General features: G+C 52.3%; 22 protein-coding genes and 1 other annotated feature. Of the genes, 1 reads left to right on the top strand and 21 read right to left on the bottom strand.

What is annotated here, in order from left to right; all coding sequences use genetic code 11:
• Positions 1 to 336: 336 nt before the first annotated feature.
• The 18 genes from NST44_RS08390 to NST44_RS08305 form a co-directional block, all read right to left on the bottom strand.
• A complete protein-coding gene (locus NST44_RS08390; RefSeq protein ID WP_251537807.1) occupies positions 337 to 939 on the bottom strand; it encodes a class I SAM-dependent methyltransferase in 603 nt (200 codons plus the stop codon).
• A 203-nt stretch (positions 940 to 1,142) separates the two neighbouring features.
• A complete protein-coding gene (rplL, locus tag NST44_RS08385) occupies positions 1,143 to 1,505 on the bottom strand; it encodes a 50S ribosomal protein L7/L12 (RefSeq protein WP_007132577.1) in 363 nt (120 codons plus the stop codon).
• Between the two features lie 68 nt (positions 1,506 to 1,573).
• Positions 1,574 to 2,077 carry a 50S ribosomal protein L10 gene (rplJ, locus tag NST44_RS08380; RefSeq protein WP_007132578.1) on the bottom strand — a complete coding sequence of 168 codons (504 nt, stop codon included), beginning with the start codon at positions 2,075 to 2,077 and terminating at the stop codon, positions 1,574 to 1,576.
• Between the two features lie 63 nt (positions 2,078 to 2,140).
• Positions 2,141 to 2,299 (bottom strand) — a sequence feature (ribosomal protein L10 leader region).
• 71 nt (positions 2,300 to 2,370) lie between these two features.
• Positions 2,371 to 3,063, bottom strand: a complete 693-nt coding sequence (gene rplA / locus NST44_RS08375) for a 50S ribosomal protein L1 (RefSeq protein WP_213616963.1) — start codon at positions 3,061 to 3,063, stop codon at positions 2,371 to 2,373.
• 88 nt (positions 3,064 to 3,151) lie between these two features.
• On the bottom strand, positions 3,152 to 3,577 hold the full coding sequence (rplK, locus tag NST44_RS08370; protein ID WP_007132580.1) for a 50S ribosomal protein L11: 426 nt from the start codon (positions 3,575 to 3,577) through the stop codon (positions 3,152 to 3,154).
• A 77-nt stretch (positions 3,578 to 3,654) separates the two neighbouring features.
• Positions 3,655 to 4,188: a transcription termination/antitermination protein NusG gene (nusG, locus tag NST44_RS08365; RefSeq protein ID WP_007132581.1), complete on the bottom strand. Its 534-nt coding sequence runs from the start codon at positions 4,186 to 4,188 to the stop codon at positions 3,655 to 3,657.
• Positions 4,189 to 4,209: 21 nt separating this feature from the next.
• Positions 4,210 to 4,401, bottom strand: a complete 192-nt coding sequence (secE, locus tag NST44_RS08360; RefSeq protein WP_007132582.1) for a preprotein translocase subunit SecE — start codon at positions 4,399 to 4,401, stop codon at positions 4,210 to 4,212.
• A 24-nt stretch (positions 4,402 to 4,425) separates the two neighbouring features.
• Positions 4,426 to 4,575, bottom strand: a complete 150-nt coding sequence (gene rpmG, locus NST44_RS08355) for a 50S ribosomal protein L33 (RefSeq protein ID WP_006212941.1) — start codon at positions 4,573 to 4,575, stop codon at positions 4,426 to 4,428.
• A gap of 553 nt (positions 4,576 to 5,128) precedes the next feature.
• On the bottom strand, positions 5,129 to 5,773 hold the full coding sequence (gene sigH / locus NST44_RS08350) for an RNA polymerase sporulation sigma factor SigH (RefSeq protein WP_006212942.1): 645 nt from the start codon (positions 5,771 to 5,773) through the stop codon (positions 5,129 to 5,131).
• 188 nt (positions 5,774 to 5,961) lie between these two features.
• The gene (locus NST44_RS08345) at positions 5,962 to 6,480 is read right to left on the bottom strand and encodes an NYN domain-containing protein (protein WP_007132583.1); all 519 of its coding nucleotides are present in this window, start codon (positions 6,478 to 6,480) and stop codon (positions 5,962 to 5,964) included.
• A gap of 5 nt (positions 6,481 to 6,485) precedes the next feature.
• The gene (rlmB, locus tag NST44_RS08340; protein WP_007132584.1) at positions 6,486 to 7,235 is read right to left on the bottom strand and encodes a 23S rRNA (guanosine(2251)-2'-O)-methyltransferase RlmB; all 750 of its coding nucleotides are present in this window, start codon (positions 7,233 to 7,235) and stop codon (positions 6,486 to 6,488) included.
• Between the two features lie 119 nt (positions 7,236 to 7,354).
• On the bottom strand, positions 7,355 to 7,795 hold the full coding sequence (locus tag NST44_RS08335) for a Mini-ribonuclease 3 (RefSeq protein WP_007132585.1): 441 nt from the start codon (positions 7,793 to 7,795) through the stop codon (positions 7,355 to 7,357).
• Positions 7,792 to 9,198, bottom strand: coding sequence for a cysteine--tRNA ligase (cysS, locus tag NST44_RS08330; RefSeq protein ID WP_007132586.1), 1,407 nt, complete (start codon positions 9,196 to 9,198; stop codon positions 7,792 to 7,794). The genes NST44_RS08335 and cysS overlap by 4 nt, the downstream gene beginning before the upstream one ends.
• A 149-nt stretch (positions 9,199 to 9,347) precedes the next feature.
• On the bottom strand, positions 9,348 to 10,034 hold the full coding sequence (gene cysE / locus NST44_RS08325) for a serine O-acetyltransferase (RefSeq protein WP_040740229.1): 687 nt from the start codon (positions 10,032 to 10,034) through the stop codon (positions 9,348 to 9,350).
• 662 nt (positions 10,035 to 10,696) lie between these two features.
• Positions 10,697 to 12,160 carry a glutamate--tRNA ligase gene (gltX, locus tag NST44_RS08320; protein WP_340898825.1) on the bottom strand — a complete coding sequence of 488 codons (1,464 nt, stop codon included), beginning with the start codon at positions 12,158 to 12,160 and terminating at the stop codon, positions 10,697 to 10,699.
• A 48-nt stretch (positions 12,161 to 12,208) separates the two neighbouring features.
• Entirely contained in the window at positions 12,209 to 12,697 is a 489-nt protein-coding gene (gene ispF / locus NST44_RS08315; protein ID WP_340898822.1) for a 2-C-methyl-D-erythritol 2,4-cyclodiphosphate synthase, read from the bottom strand.
• On the bottom strand, positions 12,694 to 13,392 hold the full coding sequence (gene ispD, locus NST44_RS08310; RefSeq protein ID WP_144870422.1) for a 2-C-methyl-D-erythritol 4-phosphate cytidylyltransferase: 699 nt from the start codon (positions 13,390 to 13,392) through the stop codon (positions 12,694 to 12,696). The genes ispF and ispD overlap by 4 nt, the downstream gene beginning before the upstream one ends.
• A 75-nt stretch (positions 13,393 to 13,467) precedes the next feature.
• Positions 13,468 to 14,556 (bottom strand): PIN/TRAM domain-containing protein, encoded by a 1,089-nt coding sequence (locus NST44_RS08305; protein WP_007132591.1) that lies wholly within the window; start codon positions 14,554 to 14,556, stop codon positions 13,468 to 13,470.
• Positions 14,557 to 14,832: 276 nt separating this feature from the next.
• Between NST44_RS08305 and NST44_RS08300 the strand changes: the two genes are divergently transcribed.
• Positions 14,833 to 15,228, top strand: a complete 396-nt coding sequence (locus NST44_RS08300) for a hypothetical protein (protein ID WP_007132592.1) — start codon at positions 14,833 to 14,835, stop codon at positions 15,226 to 15,228.
• Positions 15,229 to 15,412: 184 nt separating this feature from the next.
• On the opposite strand, the gene pssA is transcribed toward NST44_RS08300, so the two are convergent.
• The 3 genes from pssA to radA are packed head-to-tail and all read right to left on the bottom strand — an operon-like array spanning position 15,413 to position 18,661.
• Positions 15,413 to 16,144, bottom strand: a complete 732-nt coding sequence (pssA, locus tag NST44_RS08295) for a CDP-diacylglycerol--serine O-phosphatidyltransferase (RefSeq protein WP_007132593.1) — start codon at positions 16,142 to 16,144, stop codon at positions 15,413 to 15,415.
• A 59-nt stretch (positions 16,145 to 16,203) separates the two neighbouring features.
• Positions 16,204 to 17,280 carry a DNA integrity scanning diadenylate cyclase DisA gene (gene disA, locus NST44_RS08290; protein ID WP_007132594.1) on the bottom strand — a complete coding sequence of 359 codons (1,077 nt, stop codon included), beginning with the start codon at positions 17,278 to 17,280 and terminating at the stop codon, positions 16,204 to 16,206.
• Between the two features lie 13 nt (positions 17,281 to 17,293).
• Positions 17,294 to 18,661 (bottom strand): DNA repair protein RadA, encoded by a 1,368-nt coding sequence (gene radA / locus NST44_RS08285; protein WP_007132595.1) that lies wholly within the window; start codon positions 18,659 to 18,661, stop codon positions 17,294 to 17,296.
• Between the last annotated feature and the right edge of the window lie 166 nt (positions 18,662 to 18,827).

Genomic DNA, 18,827 nt, shown 5'->3' with positions numbered 1-18,827 from the left:
TTATGATAATCATCTCATATCTTGTAGATTTGCCTAAAACGTACATATTATACGTCAAGACGACATACTTTATGCATCTTTCCGCACAATAATGCTTGACATTTCAGCAAACTAAAGACAAAGAGACCATCCTAATACTGACATTTTATAATAATACCATATCAGAATACCCAAGTCAACAGCCCATGCTGTATTTTATTTTGCATTTCAAGAGTCTTCGGTATGAAAATCCGTTAAGCCTCTCAGAGGACTCTATCTTCTCCAGAAGTTTCACCTTGCTGACAAGTCCCGTGGAATCAAAGGCCTTCATCCTCGGTAGATCTCGTCATCCTTCGTTCAGGCTTTGGTTGCTTTGAATATCCGATATCCCTTATCCTTCGTCACTTCCTCCACCTGCCCAAACAACGCTTCCAGCTTGGCCTTCGCGGACGGTGCCCCCTGCTTCTTCTGAATCACAACCCACAGCTGGCCGCCCTGGCGCAAATGATTCCATGCTTCCGCAAAAATCGTATGCACCGTTTCCTTCCCGGCACGGATCGGCGGGTTCGTCAACACCACGTCGAACGCTTGATCCTTGACTGCCGCAAACAAATCGCTCTCCAGAATCGTCACATTGGCAATGCCGTTATGCCTCGCATTTTCCCGGGCAAGCTCCACGGCACGGCTGTTAATGTCGATCATGGTTACATGTCCTTGCGGGGCCAGTCTGGCCGCCGTCAGTCCAATCGGGCCGTACCCGCAGCCCACATCCAGCACGGAAGCATCCGGCGCGAATTCCATCGCGTCGATCAGCACCCGGCTGCCATAATCAATGCCGCTCTTGGAGAACACCCCGGCATCGCTGATGAAGCTCAGCGAGTGTCCCCGGAGCTCGGCCTTCAGCTCTTTACGGTCATGTGCGGTTTCCGGCTGATTCGAGTAATAATGTTGATTCGGCATTCTTGCCCTCCTGTAAATCGTAGCACCGTCGTTCCATTATGATCCATAAGATCATGACTGGCCTAGGCGCACTGTCCCTTCATTAACCAGTATGTCCTATCTTTTTTAGAAACAGTATAAAAGATTTCCCGCCACAATAACAAACCCCTTGAACCAAAATTCAAGGGGTTTGTCTCATGCTGACGATTCGGTTATGGAAGCAATTACTTCACTTCTACGGAAGCGCCTGCTTCTTCCAACTTAGCTTTAACAGCTTCAGCTTCGTCTTTGGATACTTTTTCTTTCAATGGTTTTGGAGCGTTGTCAACCAGTTCTTTTGCTTCTTTCAAGCCAAGACCAGTGATTTCGCGAACCACTTTGATTACGTTGATCTTGGAAGCGCCAGCGCTTGCCAGGATTACGTCGAATTCGGATTGCTCAGCAGCTTCAGCTGCACCAGCGCCACCTACAACAGCTACTGGAGCTGCAGCAGTTACACCGAATTCTTCTTCGATTGCTTTAACAAGATCGTTCAGTTCCAGAACAGACATACCTTTAATTGCTTCCAAGATTTGCTCTTTGCTCATTTAAGTTGAACCTCCATTTATAATTAAGATTTAATAGTTGTTGTTACACCACTCGGGCAAGCCCAAGCTTATGCGCTTTGCTCTTCCTTCTCAGCAACGGCTTTAACTGCAAGCGCGAAGTTGCGCACTGGAGCTTGAAGCACGCTGAGGAGCATGGAGAGGAGACCTTCGCGGGATGGAAGTTCTGCCAGAGCCTTGATTTCGCTCTCTCCAACCACACGGCCTTCTACTACTGCGCCTTTCAATTTCAACGCTTCGTTCTTCTTCGCAAAATCATTCAGGATTTTTGCTGGAGCGACAGCGTCATTGGTACCAAACGCTACAGCTGTAGGTCCAGTCAATACTTCGTCAAGCTCGGACAGCTCAGCAGCTGCAGTCGCACGGCGAAGCAACGAGTTCTTCAATACTTGGAACTCAACGCCAGCTTCACGAAGCTGCTTACGCAGTTCGGTAACTTGCGATACGTTCAAACCACGGTAGTCCGCAACAACAGTCGTCACGCTCTCGCGCAATTTAGCTGCAATCACCTCAACCGCTTCTTGTTTCGCTTGAATCACTTTTGCGTTTGCCAATGTTTACACCTCCTGGTTGTATTAGTAGCGCTAGGAGCAAATCACTTGCCCCCCGCTCTTCCTACGGGCACTAAAAAAGCCTCCGTAGAATCACGAAGGCCTGATGAATCATCATTTGACCGGAATGTCCGGACAAGCTGCTGACGTTCTATCATAACACCTCGGTAGGAAATTAAGCCTGCTTAGGGCACCTACTGTCTACGGTAAGCATATTCAACTTTAGGGGTCAGTCTCTAAGACTCACAACTGTTACATAATATCAAATGTCCATGACCAAAGTCAATGGAAAAATATTATCTGTAAACAGCTGTGCTCACGCGAGCGCTAGGTCCCATGGTCGAGGAAACAGCGATGCCTTTCAGGTATACACCTTTAGCGGCAGCCGGCTTCGCACGATTCAATGCATCGATGAGAGCTTTGAGGTTCTCATTCAGTTGATCTGCACTGAAGGACACTTTACCGATCGGAGCGTGAATTTGACCTGCTTTGTCCAGACGGTACTCGATTTTACCAGCTTTGATTTCTTGAACAGCCTTGGCAACCTCGAATGTAACCGTACCGGCTTTAGGGTTAGGCATCAGGCCTTTACCACCGAGCAGACGGCCAAGTTTACCGACTTCGCTCATCATATCAGGTGTAGCTACGCAGACATCGAAATCGAACCAGCCTTGTTGGATTTTGTTGATCATGTCCTGATCGCCAACAAAATCTGCGCCAGCCGCTTCCGCTTCCTTCGCTTTTTCACCTTTTGCAAATACCAGAACGCGTTGTGTCTTACCTGTACCGTGTGGCAGTACAACAACACCGCGAACAGCCTGGTCTTGTTTACGAGGGTCTACACCCAAACGCACAGCCACTTCGACAGTTTCGTCGAATTTAGCCGTTGCAGCCTTCTTCACAAGCTCTACAGCTTCCAAAGGCTCATAAGTTGCTTCGCTGTCGATCAGCTTCGCAGCTTCAACGTATTTCTTACCGTGTTTAGCCATGATTGTTTTTTCCTCCTTTGTGGTGTTAGCGGAATTTCCTCCCACATGTTCCGGATGCCACGCATCCGGTTTAACGTTCGAGAGACGATTAGTCCTCGATTGTGATACCCATACTGCGGGCAGTACCTTCTACCATCTTCATTGCAGCTTCAACAGATGCAGCGTTCAGGTCAGGCATTTTCGTTTCAGCGATTTGACGCACAGCGTCGCGCTTAACGGTAGCGACTTTCTTCTTGTTAGGCTCGCCGGATCCTTTTTCGATCTTAGCAGCCACGCGAAGCAGAACAGCAGCCGGTGGAGTTTTCGTGATGAACGTAAAGGAACGATCCTCGAATACCGAAATTTCAACCGGGATGATCAGACCAGCTTGATCAGCGGTACGCGCGTTGAATTCTTTACAGAATGCCATGATGTTGACACCCGCTTGACCCAATGCAGGACCTACTGGAGGAGCTGGGTTCGCTTTACCTGCAGGAATTTGCAGTTTAACAACTTTGATAACCTTTTTAGCCATGGTTGACACCTCCTTGCATCAATAGTGGTAGCGGACGCGGTTAGACGCCCTCCCACAAGAAACCCGAAGAACGAAATCTATATCTTCTCCACTTGAGTGTAATCCAGCTCAAGCGGGGTTTCCCGTCCAAACATGTTGACGTGAACCTTCAACTTGCTCTTATCAGCCAAAATCTCTTCCACGGAGCCCACAAAATTCGCAAAAGGACCAACCTTGATCCGAACGGATTCTTTGATATCGAATTCGATCTTCGGTTTCGGTTCCTCCATGCCCATATGCTTCAGAATCTGTTCCACTTCTTCCGGAAGCAAAGGCGTCGGTTTAGAACCGGATCCCGTCGAACCGACAAACCCGGTCACTCCTGGCGTGTTGCGGACAACATACCAAGAATCATCAGTTTGAATCATTTCGACCAAGACATATCCCGGGTAAACTTTCCGCATGACCGTTTTCTTCTTGCCATCCTTGTTTACCACTTCTTCTTCCATCGGAACAAGAACGCGGAATATTTTGTCCTCCATGCCCATGGACTCGACACGTTTTTCCAAATTGGCTTTGACTTTATTCTCATACCCGGAATAGGTATGAACTACATACCATCTTTTTTCCATATCAAGCCACCTGGGACCCTTCTAAATAATCGCTTCGATCACAGCGGAAATGCCGATGTCTATAACCCAAAAATAAATCGTGACAAACACAATGGTGCCTAGAACGATTAGAGTATAGTTCGTCAGTTCTTTACGATTGGGCCAGCGAACCTTTTTAAGTTCCGCCCAGCTTTCAGAGAAAAAGGAAAACAGAGACTTGAAACCACGTTTCACGCCGACTACACCTCCAAATGAAAACTATCTGGTTTCGCGATGAGGAGTTTGCTCGTTACAGAACTTGCAAAATTTCTTCATCTCCATGCGGTCGGGGTGATTTCGCTTGTTTTTGGTGGTTGTGTAGTTTCTTTGTTTGCAGCTTGTACAAGCCAAAGTGATAATTACCCGCATGATGTGCACCTCCCGAAGACGTCCTTCTTCACCAGAAGAACCGATATTGATCCTAGTAGAAACAACCTTGCTTCCTAGGGGGAAGCCTGATTATTTCTGCGAGATGAATAAAACCGCTGTTCCAAGCGCTTGTAACAACGATCCATTCATAAAACACGCGAATTTAGGCCTACCTAAAACACTTTATCATATGGATAGAGCCATTTCAAGCCTTTTTCTCTCTGATCGCGGGCTGCAATAAATGCCATTAGCAAGTAAACCGAGGCACCGGTTGTAAAGTTCTTGCAGGCATCCTGCCTTGAACAGCAAAGCTGCGCCGAAGCGTGTTCTCAACATGACAGCCGTTTACGTCTATACCAGTATGTTCAATCTTCCAGCTGATAAAACACCGGATGGGGCACTTTTTAAGGGATGCATGCCGCCCGGACGGACATATAGCATATCAACGACAAAACCATCCTTCAGGCTTGGAAGCCGACAGACCGCACCCTATGGTCCAGATAATGAAAAAAAGGCTCTGATTGGAGCCTTCCCTTAACCGCCTGCCAAGCCTTTAGTTATCCCTGACCTCCAGATACCGTTCAAGCTTGCGCTTGACACGCTGGAGAGCATTATCAATCGATTTCACATGACGCCTTAAATCTACCGCGATTTCCTGGTAGGAACGCCCGTCCAGATAGAGCATCAGAACCTTACGCTCCAGATCGCTCAAAATCTCGGACATCTTATCCTCCAGACCGACGAACTCCTCTTGATTAATGATCAGTTCTTCCGGATCGCTTACCGCCGTGCCGCAAATAACGTCCAGCAGCGTACGGTCGGAATCCTCATCATAAATAGGCTTGTCCAATGAGACATACGAATTGAGCGGAATATGCTTCTGTCTCGTGGCCGTCTTGATCGCCGTAATAATTTGCCTGGTAATGCAGAGCTCGGCAAAGGCCTTGAACGAGGACAGCTTATCCCCTTTAAAATCACGTATTGCCTTGTACAGCCCGATCATGCCTTCCTGGACGATATCCTCCCGGTCGGCTCCTATCAGAAAATAAGAACGGGCTTTAGCACGTACAAAATTCCGGTACTTATTGATCAAATACTCCAGCGCCCCGCTGTCACCTTCACGGACCGCCTCGACAATGTCTTCATCACTTATCACATCATACCCTGACAACATGACTTCCTTGAGGTCCACACTCAATAGAATCCCTCCGGCCCGGAACGCACGGTAGCCCGTCACTCGCTTGAAATATATGACAAGTATATATGATGTCTACTAGACCGTCAACCACGATCTACCTAATATAGAGTGATATTAACATTAAATGTAAGATTTTCATGGTTTCTCGTAGGTTACTCATAGATTTGCAATAGCATACGCTTGCAGGACTACTCCCTCCGCCAACGCTCGAACATCTGTTTTATATCGGGCGGAAGCTTGCCGTCGAGGGTATTTCGGCCTTTGGTCTGCTCCTTGGCAATCTTCTGCTTCACCTCGCGTTCGCTCTGCTCGACTTCGTTCAGCAGTTCCCTTGCGGATAAGCGGAGAGCGCCGCGGGCAAAGATGATATGCTGTTCGATGAGATCACTGGTTGCTACATAGATTTTGCGCCGGCGATGGCTGAATTCCCCCACCAGGCGCTCGATGCATTCGTCCGCGGTTTCCTTCTCCTTCGTGAAGTATACCTGGACCTTGCCCTGCGTATAGGATTTGCCCAATCCCGGCACCCGGTACGCGTCAAAAATCGCGATGACCCGGAGTCCCGAATAAGCCTGATAATCCGCCAGCTTCGCAAGCAGCACATCCCGTGCTTCCTCCATGCTGCTGCTTGCAAGCTTGGCAAGAAACGGCCAGCCGCCGATCATGTTATAGCCATCGACCAGCAGCACATCCCGCCAATCGGCCATCGCGGCTAACCCTGAAGGCGACGACGGCGAAGCACTTCGTACATTACGACACCAGCGGCAACCGAAGCATTCAGCGAATTGATCGTTCCGGCCATCGGAAGCTTAACCAGTACATCGCATTTTTCGCGGATCAGACGCCCCATCCCTTTATTTTCGTTTCCGATGACGATCGCTACCGGCCCCTCAAACACGTCAGTGTCGTACAGCTCCTGCACGGCATCAACCACGGTGCCTACGACCCAAACGCCCATCTCCTTCAGCTGGTCGATCGTCTGGCCGAGATTGGTTACTCTTGCGACAGGCACATACTCCACGGCGCCTGCCGACGTCTTGGATACCGTTGCCGTAATCTGCGCCGATCTGCGCTTGGGCAAAATAACGCCGTGCGCGCCGGTGCAGTCCGCCGTTCTAAGGATCGATCCCAGATTATGCGGATCCTCGATCTCGTCCAGCAGCAGCAGAAACGGCGGCTCCCCCTTATCTTCGGCTGCTTTCAGCAGATCGTCCACCTCGACGTACGCATACGGCGCGACCTGTGCCACGACCCCTTGATGCTGAATGCCCGGAGCCATCTGATCCAGCTTGCGCTTGTCCACATGCGAGATGACGATGCCAAGCTTCTTCGCTTCCGCGATGATCGGCTGGGTTAAATGCTTCTGGGCATTTTCAGCGATCCATATTTTATTGATTGTTCGTCCCGACCTCAGCGCTTCCGTGACGGAATGCTTGCCTGCGACAATTTCCTCTTCCTGCATGTTGTACCCTCCTGCATATAAGCCTGGACGAGCGGCATTTGCCGCCAGCCGGCTGCTCGATTCGTTTCTCATGATGCATTGATGTATTGACTGACACTAAGCCTGTCCAAGCCCGTCTCTTATTTCGAATGTTCCACGTACTCGATGCTTTTGCCGACAAGCTCGCGAATCCGGTCCTGCCGCCCCGTATAATATAAATACCCTACCAAGGTTTCAAAGGCCGTCGCATGGCGATATTCCAGCACATCCGCATTTTTCGGAACGCTGCCGGATTTGGCATTGCGCCCCTGGCGAACGATGTCCTGCTCCTCTTCCGTGAGGAGCGGCTCCAGGTACGCCAGAATCCGGCTCTGGGCCTTCGCCGAGACAAGTCCCGTCGCCGTCCGGTGCAGGTGATTCGGCCGAAGATTCGGCCGGGATATCAAATACTGCCGCACGGCGACCTCATAAATCGCATCCCCGATATAGGCCAGCACTATCGGCGGAATGAGCCTTGCCGGCTTCGACGGCGGAAAGTCGAACCAGCCGAAGGCCGGCTCCTGAAAGTCCGGCCCGCTCATTTGCGCTTCCAGCGCATGCCCTGCGCAGTATCCTCCAGCACGATGCCTTTGGCCGCCAGCAAGTCGCGAATCTCGTCCGCTCTTCCCCAGTTTTTGTTCTTTCTGGCCTCCACACGCTCGGCAATCAGGCGTTCAATCTCCTCATCCAGCATTTCGTCCTCGCCCGTGTTCACGATCCGCAGCACGCCGTTCATCTCGTTAAAGGCATCAAGCACCTCCCGCAGATCCGCCGCCGGAATCGAAGGCTCCTGCAGCAGCTGGTTCGCTTCGCTCGCCCACTGGAACATCGCCGTTATCGCATCGGGCGTATTGAAATCATCCTGCATTTTCTGATGAAATTCGGCAAGAACCGCCGACATTTTATTCCGGATCTCCTCGCCGGCTTCAGCATCCGGCGAGCCGACTGCCGCGCTTAACCGGTGCTTGACGTTTGCGGCGGCATTGGCAAGACGCTCCACGCTGTTCTGCGCCTGATTCATAACCTCTTCGCTGAAGTTGAGCGGATTGCGGTAATGGGTGGACAGCATAAAGTAGCGTACCGCTTCCTTCGTATATTGTTCGCGCAAATCCTTGACCAATACGCCGTTTCCGAGCGACTTCGACATCTTCTCGTTGTTGATGCGAATGTATCCGTTATGCATCCAGTAGTTCGCTAGCGGCTTCCCTGTCAGCGCCTCGGACTGCGCCACCTCGCACTCATGGTGCGGGAACTGCAGATCCTGGCCGCCGCCGTGGATATCGAGCGTATCCCCTAGATAGCGGCGCGCCATGGCCGAGCACTCGATATGCCATCCCGGACGGCCGTCACCCCACGGGCTGCTCCAGTATATTTCGCCGGGCTTTGCAGCCTTCCACAGCACGAAATCCTCCGGATTTTCCTTGCGCTTATCCACCTCGATCCGGATGCCGAACTGCAGCTCATCGAGATTTTGCTGGGACAGCTTCCCGTATCCGTCGAATTTGCGGGTGCGGAAGAAAACATCGCCTCCGTTCTCATAAGCGAAGCCGCGATCGACCAGGTCCTGAATAAATTCAATGATGTTGTCCATGTTGTCCGTTACCCGCGGATTCAGAGTCGCCCGCGGGATGCCGAGGCCGTCGAGGTCCTCATAGTAAGCCTTGATAAACTTATCCGCGACCTCCGGAACGGTGGTCCCGGTCTGTTCGGCTTTACGGATCATTTTGTCATCGACATCCGTAAAGTTCACGACATAATTGACGTCATTGCCCTGCTGCTCGAAGTACGCGCGAACGACGTCGAAAAAGATCATCGGACGCGCATTTCCGATATGAATGTAATCGTACACGGTAGGACCGCACACATAAATCTTAACCTTGCCTGCCTCCTGGGCAACGAATGTTTCTTTCATACGGGTCAATGTGTTATAGATTTGCAGCGCCATGTTGTATCCCCTCATTCCTTTCATCTAGATTGCGTCCGGCGTGCGAGAAGCCCCCGATTTTCGGGGAGAGCGCTCCTTGCAGCGTCCGCAACGGAATCGAATTCGTCGATATTGATAAACGGTTCAATGCTTTCGCTCGCAATCGCTTGTTATTCCTTATTAATCGAAGACAGCATAACCTCCGGCGCGGACTTCTTCAGCTCCCGTCTCGTCTCCTCCAGCTCCGCACGCAGCTGGTCGATCTCTTTCTGCATCGAGCGAAGGGTATCGACGATCGGGTCCGGCAGGTTTGTATGATCCAGACGGTCGCGAACCCGCTCCCCGTTCTGCTTCACCACTTTGCCGGGATTGCCGACCACGGTGCTGTTCGGCGGAACCGGCCGCAGCACCACCGCGTTGGAGCCGATATTACAGTTATCCCCAATCGCAAAGGAACCTAGCACTTTCGCGCCGGAGCCGATGACAACGTTGTTGCCGATCGTCGGATGGCGCTTGCCCTTCTCCTTGCCGGTACCGCCGAGCGTTACCCCTTGGTAAATGACGACATCGTCCCCGATTTCACAGGTCTCGCCAATGACAACCCCCATGCCATGGTCGATAAACAGCCTTTGCCCGATCCGGGCGCCGGGGTGGATCTCGATCCCGGTCATAAACCGGCTGATCTGGGATATGATCCGGGCCAGCGTGTACCAGCGCCGCTTGAATAAGGCATGGGCAACCCGATGGGCCCATAATGCATGAAGCCCCGAGTAGGTGAATACCACTTCAAAAAGCCCCCGGGCAGCCGGGTCATTCTCAAACACTGTCCGAATATCCGATTTCATCTGTTTGAACATGAACGCTCCCTCTTTCCCTGTTCCAATCGCGTTATGCATCTGTCCCTCATCGTTATTCCCTATAACAAAAACGCCTCTGCAGCTTATCGCTGCAGAGGCGTTCGACCGCGGTTCCACTCTGCTTAGAATCGGCCTTCTGATCCTCCCTTAACAGGGCATTGATCATAAGCCAATTCCTCTTCAAGTCATTAACGGCAGACGACCGGCATGATCTAACGATGGTGTTCGCTTCAACCATGCAGCTCACAGGTGCATTTCCGCTGCAGGCTAACGGGACAACTCTCAGCCGGCAGCTTGATCTGCCGATTGTCCTCTCTGGAACGTGCCTGTTTGATGCGTACTTCTCCTGATCCAAGCTATTATACGTTTATTTGTTGATATAGGTGAAGCCACCCTCCTCTAAAGGACGCTCCGTTGACGGATTGTGCTTTCGATCGCTGTTGTTTTCGGATTTCTTATTAATCACTTTCTCAAGGGGGAAATCCGAAAACAAAGGCGAACGCGTTGCTTCTACAGCTCAATTCCGTCCACTGCGCTACTTCTTCTTAAGGAGTTAATATCTGAACCTTTATCAAAGAATATTCCACTTATAGTTGAGTGTAATTATAACTGATGAAACACGGAACTGACAAGAAGGATTATCTGCCTGGAAAAGCCTATTCTTACGCGCCCTTGATCTGCGAACGCAGTCGGTCCAGCACCCGGTCTCTGCCGAGCAGCCAAATCGTCTGGTTCAGGTCCCGGCCGTGCGTCTGCCCGGTCAATGCGACCCGGATCGGCATGAAAAGCTGTTTGCCCTTGAAGCCGGTCTCCTTCTGGACTTCCTTAATGAGTGCCGCAATCTTCTCTGCGGTGAACTCGTCCGATTGCTCGATTTTGTTAAGGAACGCGGACAGTACGGCAGGCACTTGCTCGCCGCTCATGATCTCAATGCCTTCCGCATCCAGCTCGAGATGCGTGCGGAAGAAGACCTCCGACAGATCGACGATATCCGAAGCGGCCGTCATCTGTTCTTGATAGAGCGCCACCAGTGCACGCGCCCAGGCTTCCTGCTCGGGAGTCAGCTCCGCAGGCAGGCGGCTCGCCTTCTGCAAGTGCGGGATCGCCAGCGCTGCCACCCGCTCCGGATCGGCGCTCTTGATGTAGGTGTTGTTGATGTGAGCCAGCTTATTCGCATCGAAGACGGCCGGGCTCTTGGACAGCCGGTTCTCGTCAAAGATCGAGATCAGCTGCTCCTTGGAGAAAATCTCCTCTTCCCCTTCCGGCGACCAGCCGAGCAGCGAAATAAAGTTGAACATCGCCTCCGGCAAATAACCGAGCTGATCGTACTGCTCAATGAACTGGATGATCGATTCATTCCGCTTGCTCAGCTTCTTGTGATCCTCGCCGACGATGAGCGTCATATGGCCGAAGCGAGGCGGCTCCCAGCCGAAGGCTTCATAGATCATCAGCTGCCGCGGCGTGTTGGAGATATGGTCCTCACCGCGCAGCACGTGGCTGATCTTCATCAGATGGTCATCTACAGCCACGGCGAAATTGTAGGTCGGAATTCCGTCCTTCTTGACGATGACGAAGTCGCCGGTCTCTTTGCTGTTAAAAGAGATCGTTCCCTTCACCATATCGTCAAACGTGTATACGCGATCATCCGGTACTCGGAAACGGATGCTCGGCACGCGTCCTTCCGCTTCCAGGGCAAGACGCTCCTCTTCGGTCAGGTTCCGGTGCTTACCGGAATAGCGCGGCGTCTCCCCGCGGGCCATTTGCTCCTCCCGCTCCTGCTCAAGTTCCTCTTCCGTGCAGTAGCAGCGATAAGCAAGCCCGCGATCCAGAAGATCCTGCCAGTACTGCTTATAAATATCTAGGCGCTCGGTTTGACGGTACGGGCCGTATTCGCCCCCGACATCCACGCTCTCGTCCCAATCCATGCCAAGCCATTTCAGGTATTTAAGCTGGCTTTGCTCTCCGCCTTCCACATTGCGCTTCACATCCGTATCTTCGATCCGGATAATGAATTTCCCGTTGTTCTTGCGGGCGAACAAATAATTGAATAATGCCGTTCTGGCATTGCCGATATGTAAATGTCCCGTCGGACTCGGTGCATAGCGCACGCGGACTTCTCCGGTCATTTGCAACCCCTCCGCTTCTAATTCTTCAATGATTCCTGCAAACATCCTTCAAGATGATAGCATACCTTTCACAAGGCAGACAACCGATTGCGCCGCGATGCCTTCCCCGCGGCCGGTGAAGCCGAGCTGCTCGGTCGTGGTTGCCTTGACGTTGACTTGCTCAACCTCGGCATCCAGCGCCTTCGCGATTACTTCTACCATCTGCGGAATATAAGGAGCCATCTTCGGCTTCTGGGCGATGATCGTAGCATCGACGTTCCCTAATTTATACCCTTTCTCGGCAGCCATGACCCACACCTGTTCAAGCAGCTTGAGGCTGTCCGCATCTTTAAATGCGGGGTCGGTATCCGGGAAATGGCGCCCGATATCGCCAAGCCCCAGCGCTCCGAGAATCGAATCCGCAATCGCATGCAGCAGCACGTCGGCGTCCGAGTGCCCGAGCAGCCCTTTTTCATAAGGAATCGTAACTCCGCCAATGATGCAAGGCCTGCCCTCCACAAGCTGATGCACATCAAATCCATGTCCAACACGAATCATTCTACACTCTCTCCCTTACGTTTCTGTAAAAATGCGGCGTATTCCAGGTCTTCCGGCGTGGTGATCTTGATGTTGCTGTATTTCCCCTCGACCACCTTCACCGGATAGCCTGCCCATTCCATCAGCATCGCGTCATCCGTTCCGGTAAACCCTTCGCTTGCGGCCTTCTCATGCACCGGAAGCAGCTCGGAAAGACGAAAAGTCTGTGGGGTCGCAGCGGCCCACAGACTTTGACGGTCCGGGGTGCCTGTTATCAGCCCCTGGCCGTTCACCTGCTTGATCGTATCCTTCACAGGCACTCCCAGCACGGAAGCGCCGACCTCCATCGCCGCATCGCGGCAAGCTTCAATCTCCTCGGGGGTAATAAACGGTCTGACCCCGTCATGTATCATGACCCATTCGGAGGAGAGCTGCTTCATGCCTTGAAAGACGGAATGCTGTCTTTCGCTGCCTCCCGGGATGACTGCCGTCACCTTGTCCAGCCCGTATTCCTCCACCCAGGATTTGCAGCGGGGAACATCCTCCGCCCCGGTGACGAGCACCAGCTCTTGCAGCCACGGCAGCCGGTTGAACACCGAAAGCGTATGGATGATGATCGGCTTGCCGCCCAGAGCCAGATACTGCTTGCTCTCCCTGGTTCCCATTCGCGTTCCCTTGCCCGCCGCCACGATGACGGCGCCAAAGCTGTTCTTCATGCGCCAAACTCCTGTCTTAGCCCCTGCCGTCCGCTTGGCCGGCAGGCGGATATGTATATCCCCATCATACTCCGTTTACTGGGCTTTTTCCAACAGTTTCGGTTTGGCGAAGATCATCCGGCCCGCCGAGGTTTGCAATACGCTCGTGACGAGCACTTCCATCATCGTGCCGATATATTCGCGCCCGCCTTCAACGACGATCATCGTGCCGTCATCCAAATAGGCGACGCCTTGGCCATGCTCCTTGCCGTCCTTGATAATCTGCACGAGGATTTCTTCGCCCGGCAGAACGACCGGCTTGACCGCATTGGCCAAATCATTGATGTTCAGCACCGATACGCCTTGCAGCTCGCATACCTTGTTCAAATTGAAATCGTTCGTGACCACCTTGCCCTGCAGCACTTTAGCGAGCTTCACGAGCTTGCTGTCCACCTCGGAGATTTCTTCGAAGTCCCCTTCATAGATGAGTACCTTTACATCCAGCTCTTTCTGGATTTTATTCAAAATATCAAGTCCGCGGCGCCCGCGATTGCGCTTGAGCAAATCCGACGAATCGGCAATGTGCTGCAGCTCCTCCAGTACAAACTCGGGAATGACAATCGTTCCTTCGATGAACCCGGTTTTGCAAATATCGGCAATTCTTCCGTCGATAATGACGCTGGTATCCAGAATTTTATGCTCTTCGACGCGCCGGCTTTCCGGCTCGGCCGCCTGGCTCCATCGTCCCGACATCCACAAGGAAGCCAGTTCTTCCTTCTTCTCCAGTCCGATCCGAAGCCCGAGATACCCGCCCAGCACGGTAATCCCCACCTGCAGCAGCTGCCCGACTTGTCCTAACAAGGATAATCCCGGCGAGAGAAGCAAGGATAACAGAAGACCGCCTAATAGCCCGGCTGTTCCGGCTGCCAGATCATTCATCGGAATGCGTGAGAACGAAGAGATCAGGCTGTGCAGGCTTCGGGTCACCCGTTCCGCCGACAGCACGCCAATCATGCCGAATAATAAACCTCCCAGCAGCGCGAAGGCACCGCTCCCCGCCGCAAACACGCCTTGACCAAACATCGGCGAGAGCTCGGGAAATGACCGTTCGATTGTATGATATAACGTATAGCCGCTCCATGCTCCGCATAATACCGTAAATGCTAAAATAGCTTTTTTTAACATGAGCTTTCGCACACCTCCTTATTGTAAACTGAATTATGGTTATTTCTATTTTCCAGTATGCTCCAATTTCAGCCGACCTAATCGTTACGGGGCATATTTTTTATCAGGATCCCCATACCGCACGCCTTCCCCCTGTTGAAACTCACGCGATTTCCAGGCCCGCAGCGTGGGCCGCAATCTGGAATCGAATCCCTCTAAACGCCTGAAACTGGTTGAAATTGGCCGAAGTAGTGGAATATAATGAACTCAATTCATAATATCGAGGTGGATGTATAAATGAGCGCTCCTAGTTTACAGGCCTTTCAGGATCAAGTTTCCGAATTGTTGCTCCGTCACCGCAGTCTATTGGATGTTCTGTCGAAAAATGGTCAAAGCAATGCATCAGTCAACCGTGCCGTTACCAAAGCCATCACAGAATGCGGATGCATCGAGCTCCATGCCACGAAGCAAACCTTCGATATCAACGCTGATCTCGAATCCGCCCGGGAATTAGTGGGCACCCATGTCCAGGGCCATCTGTGCGAGAACTGCCGCGAAGCGGTTAGCTCCGAGCTTGGCCGCAACCTTTTTTATATGTCGGCCCTTGCCAATCTGCTCGATATTCAGCTGGATGACGTGGTGGTGAAGGAGTCGCAGAAATGCTCGACGCTGGGTCTGTTCAATCTGTCCTAAAGCTGCCATGTTCCGGATAAGTGATTGCAGGTATTTAGGGTATTCCAAAATAAACACAAAAAAGCATTTATCTCTCTGCAAGGAGCAGGGAAATAAATGCTTTTTATTTAATGTGCGCGGGCACCAACGTTTCATACCCCGCGCGGTTTGGATTGCAAATGAAGTTAATGAAGCCATAGCGGACCTACCGGTCCGAGGAGCGATAGGCTTCATCCGATTGGCTGTCATCCTTGCGGCGCTTTCTCCGCGTCAGTCTGCGGAAATTTTGCTGAAGGCCGTACCCGGCATACAGCACGAGCGGGACAAAGATCAGCATGGAGGTCTGCTCCGGAAAGAACACGGCCACCATAACGGCACCGATAATGACCAATGGCGTGAATTTGATCGCCGTTTTCGGAATGCCGATCTTCTTGAAGTTCGGGTACTTGACGGCACTGACCATGAGATAAGAAAGAAGCAACATGCCAAAAATCATATAAGGTGCCGTAATCTCTTCATGGAACAGCGCCAGCGTAGCAAGCACGCCGCCTGCAGCGGGGATCGGCAGGCCGATAAAGTATCCCGGTATTCCCGGACGGACGTTGAATCTCGCAAGCCGAAGCGCTCCGCACATCGGAAAGATCGCGGTCACGGTCCAGGCCAAGGCTGAATTGATATCTGTAAAAGCAACTGTATACATAATAAGTGCAGGTGCTACACCAAATGAGATCACATCCGATAAGGAATCCAGTTCCTTGCCGAATTCGCTCTGTGCATTCAGCGCCCGGGCCACCCGGCCGTCCAGACCGTCGAGAAGCATGGCGATGATAATCATAATGGCCGCCATACTTGTTCGGCCTTCTGTCGCCAAGATGATGCCAATCATTCCGAGAAACAGATTACCTAAAGTAAACATGTTCGGAATTGATTTCGTCATTTTATATTCACCTCGTATAATTGAACGTTCCAAACACCGATTGTTCGATTGTAGGCCTTTTAAATCTGTCTGTCAATGAACACTTGCTCCTGCAGCCTCTTCAATCCTTCCTTGATGTTCCGTGCCCGTACCTCGCCGATGCCGTCGACTTCGTCCAATTCGTGGATCGAGGCGGACATGATGCTGGACAGATCCTGGAACCGGTCGACTAGGTTACGGATGATGACATTCGGCAGACGCGGGATCTTGTTCAGGATCCGGTATCCGCGCGGCAGAATCTCTTCTTCGGAAGCGGCGGCGGAAGCTGGATAGCCGAGAAGTCTGACGATATGGTGAATGTCCAGGAGCTCTTCATCGGTCGAACGTTTAAGCGCCAGAATGATCTCGCGGATCTTCTCTTCGCTGTATTCGCGCGCATAATCCGCGTACAAGAGCCATGCTTCCTCCTCCATATTGCTTACCAGCTCATCCATCTGCATGCTGATCAGCCGGCCTTCATTGCCAAGCTCGTTAATATATCGCTTGATTTCCTTCTTGATGCGCAGCACCATCTCTACGCGCTGGATGACGTTGACCACTTCGGGGATCGTAACCAGCTCCTCGAATTCCGAGGCGGACAGGTTGGTCAGCGACTGGTTGAGCACGGCTCTGTACCGCTCCAGCGTCTGAATCGCTTGGTTGGCTTTGGTCAAAATAACGCCGATTTCCTTTAACGCATACCGCAGCGAGCCTTGATACAATGTAATGATATTCCGGCGCTGCGAGATGGACACCACCAGCTTGCCCGTCTGCTTCGCCACCCGCTCCGCCGTCCGGTGACGTATCCCTGTCTCAATGGAAGAAATGGATGAGTCGGGGATGAGCTGGGTGTTGGCATATAGTATCCGTTTCAAGTCTTCGCTCAAGATGATGGCGCCGTCCATCTTGGCAAGCTCATACAAATAGTTCGGCGAGAAATCGCAGTTGATGGAGAAGCCCCCGTCGACAACCTCCATCACCTCGGGGCTGTAGCCCACAACGATCAGCGCGCCCGTCTTCGCCCGCAGCACGTTCTCCAATCCGTCGCGAAACGGCGTTCCCGGTGCTACCAGCTTTAGCAAATCATTCATTTTGTCCAGTTGGCTCGTTTCCTTCACCTTCGTATGCCCCCTAATCTAACGCAACCGCTAATGCATCTGCAACGGTATTAACTCCGATAATTTCAATTCCTTTGGGGTGCTTCCACCCCTTCAAGCTCTTCTCTGGTAAAATCACGCGTTTGAAGCCGAGCTTCTCGGCTTCCTTCACCCTTTGCTCCGCCCGGGAAACGGCGCGAACCTCGCCGGTCAGCCCGACCTCGCCGAAGATAACATCATACGGCTTGGTCGGAATATCGCGAAAGCTGGATGCGATGCTGACAGCGATCGCCAAATCGACGGCAGGCTCATCCAGCTTGACGCCGCCGGCCACATTCAAATAGGCGTCCTGCGTCTGCAGGAACATGCCCATCCGTTTCTCCAGCACGGCGATAATCAGGTTCATGCGATGATGGTCGACGCCTGTGCCCATCCGTCTCGGTGACGGAAAATGCGTCGTGGATATAAGCGCCTGAAGCTCCACGAGCACAGGACGCGTTCCCTCCATGCTGGCAACGACGGTCGACCCGGCTACGCCTAGCGGACGCTCGGAGAGGAACAGCTCGGACGGGTTACCCACTTCACGCAGACCGTCCTCTCCCATTTCAAATATGCCGATCTCATTTGTCGAACCGAAGCGGTTCTTGACCGCACGCAGCAGGCGGTACGTATGATGCCGCTCTCCTTCAAAGTAAAGCACGCAATCCACCATATGCTCCAGCATCCGCGGCCCTGCAATGGCCCCTTCCTTGGTCACGTGGCCGACCAGCACCGTGGCAATGCCCTTCACCTTCGCCAGACGCATGAATCGGGAGGTGCATTCCCGAACCTGGGATACGCTTCCCGGCGCACTCGTGACCTCCGGCAGGTATACCGTTTGAATGGAGTCGATCACGACAAAACCCGGCTGAACGCTCTCCACCGCTTCCTCGATCGATTCCAGGTTCGTTTCGCAGAGGACGAACAGCTCCGGCGACAGCGCGCCGAGCCGGTCGGCCCGAAGCTTCGTTTGCCGAACCGATTCCTCACCCGATATATACAGGACGCGGATGCCGCTTTGCGCCAAACGGTTCGAGGCTTGCAGCAGCAGCGTCGATTTCCCGATGCCGGGGTCTCCTCCAACCAGCACGAGCGATCCGGGAACGAGCCCGCCGCCGAGCACACGGTTCAATTCCGCAATCCCCGTCTGGATTCTCGGTTCCTTTCCGCTCTCTATATTTATGATGGAAAGGGGCTTTTCTTTACTATGAAAAAGAGGGGAATTCATCCCCTGCGTCTTGATTACCGTCTCGGTCTCCTCTACCATGGAATTCCATGATTGACAGCCCGGACATTTCCCGAACCATTTCGGCGCTTCATAGCCGCATTCGGTACAGAAAAATTTCGTCTTAGTTTTGGCCATGGAAGTCTCCTTTATGTTGCCTTTTCCTTTGTCGGAATCCGTAAAACCCTGCAAAATCAGGCATTAATCAAAGTTTACCATTTCTTCTAATTGACCGTAAAGGCAAATTGCACAACTTTACACAGGATGGGATGGATTTGTCTAAAATTTAAAGAGCCGAAGGAGA

Origin of the sequence: Paenibacillus sp. FSL W8-0919 (assembly GCF_038003785.1) — a bacterium.
GTDB lineage: Bacteria > Bacillota > Bacilli > Paenibacillales > Paenibacillaceae > Paenibacillus_AQ > Paenibacillus_AQ lactis.
Note: the sequence above shows the minus strand (reverse complement) of the source record. Positions and strands in the feature narration are given on the sequence as shown.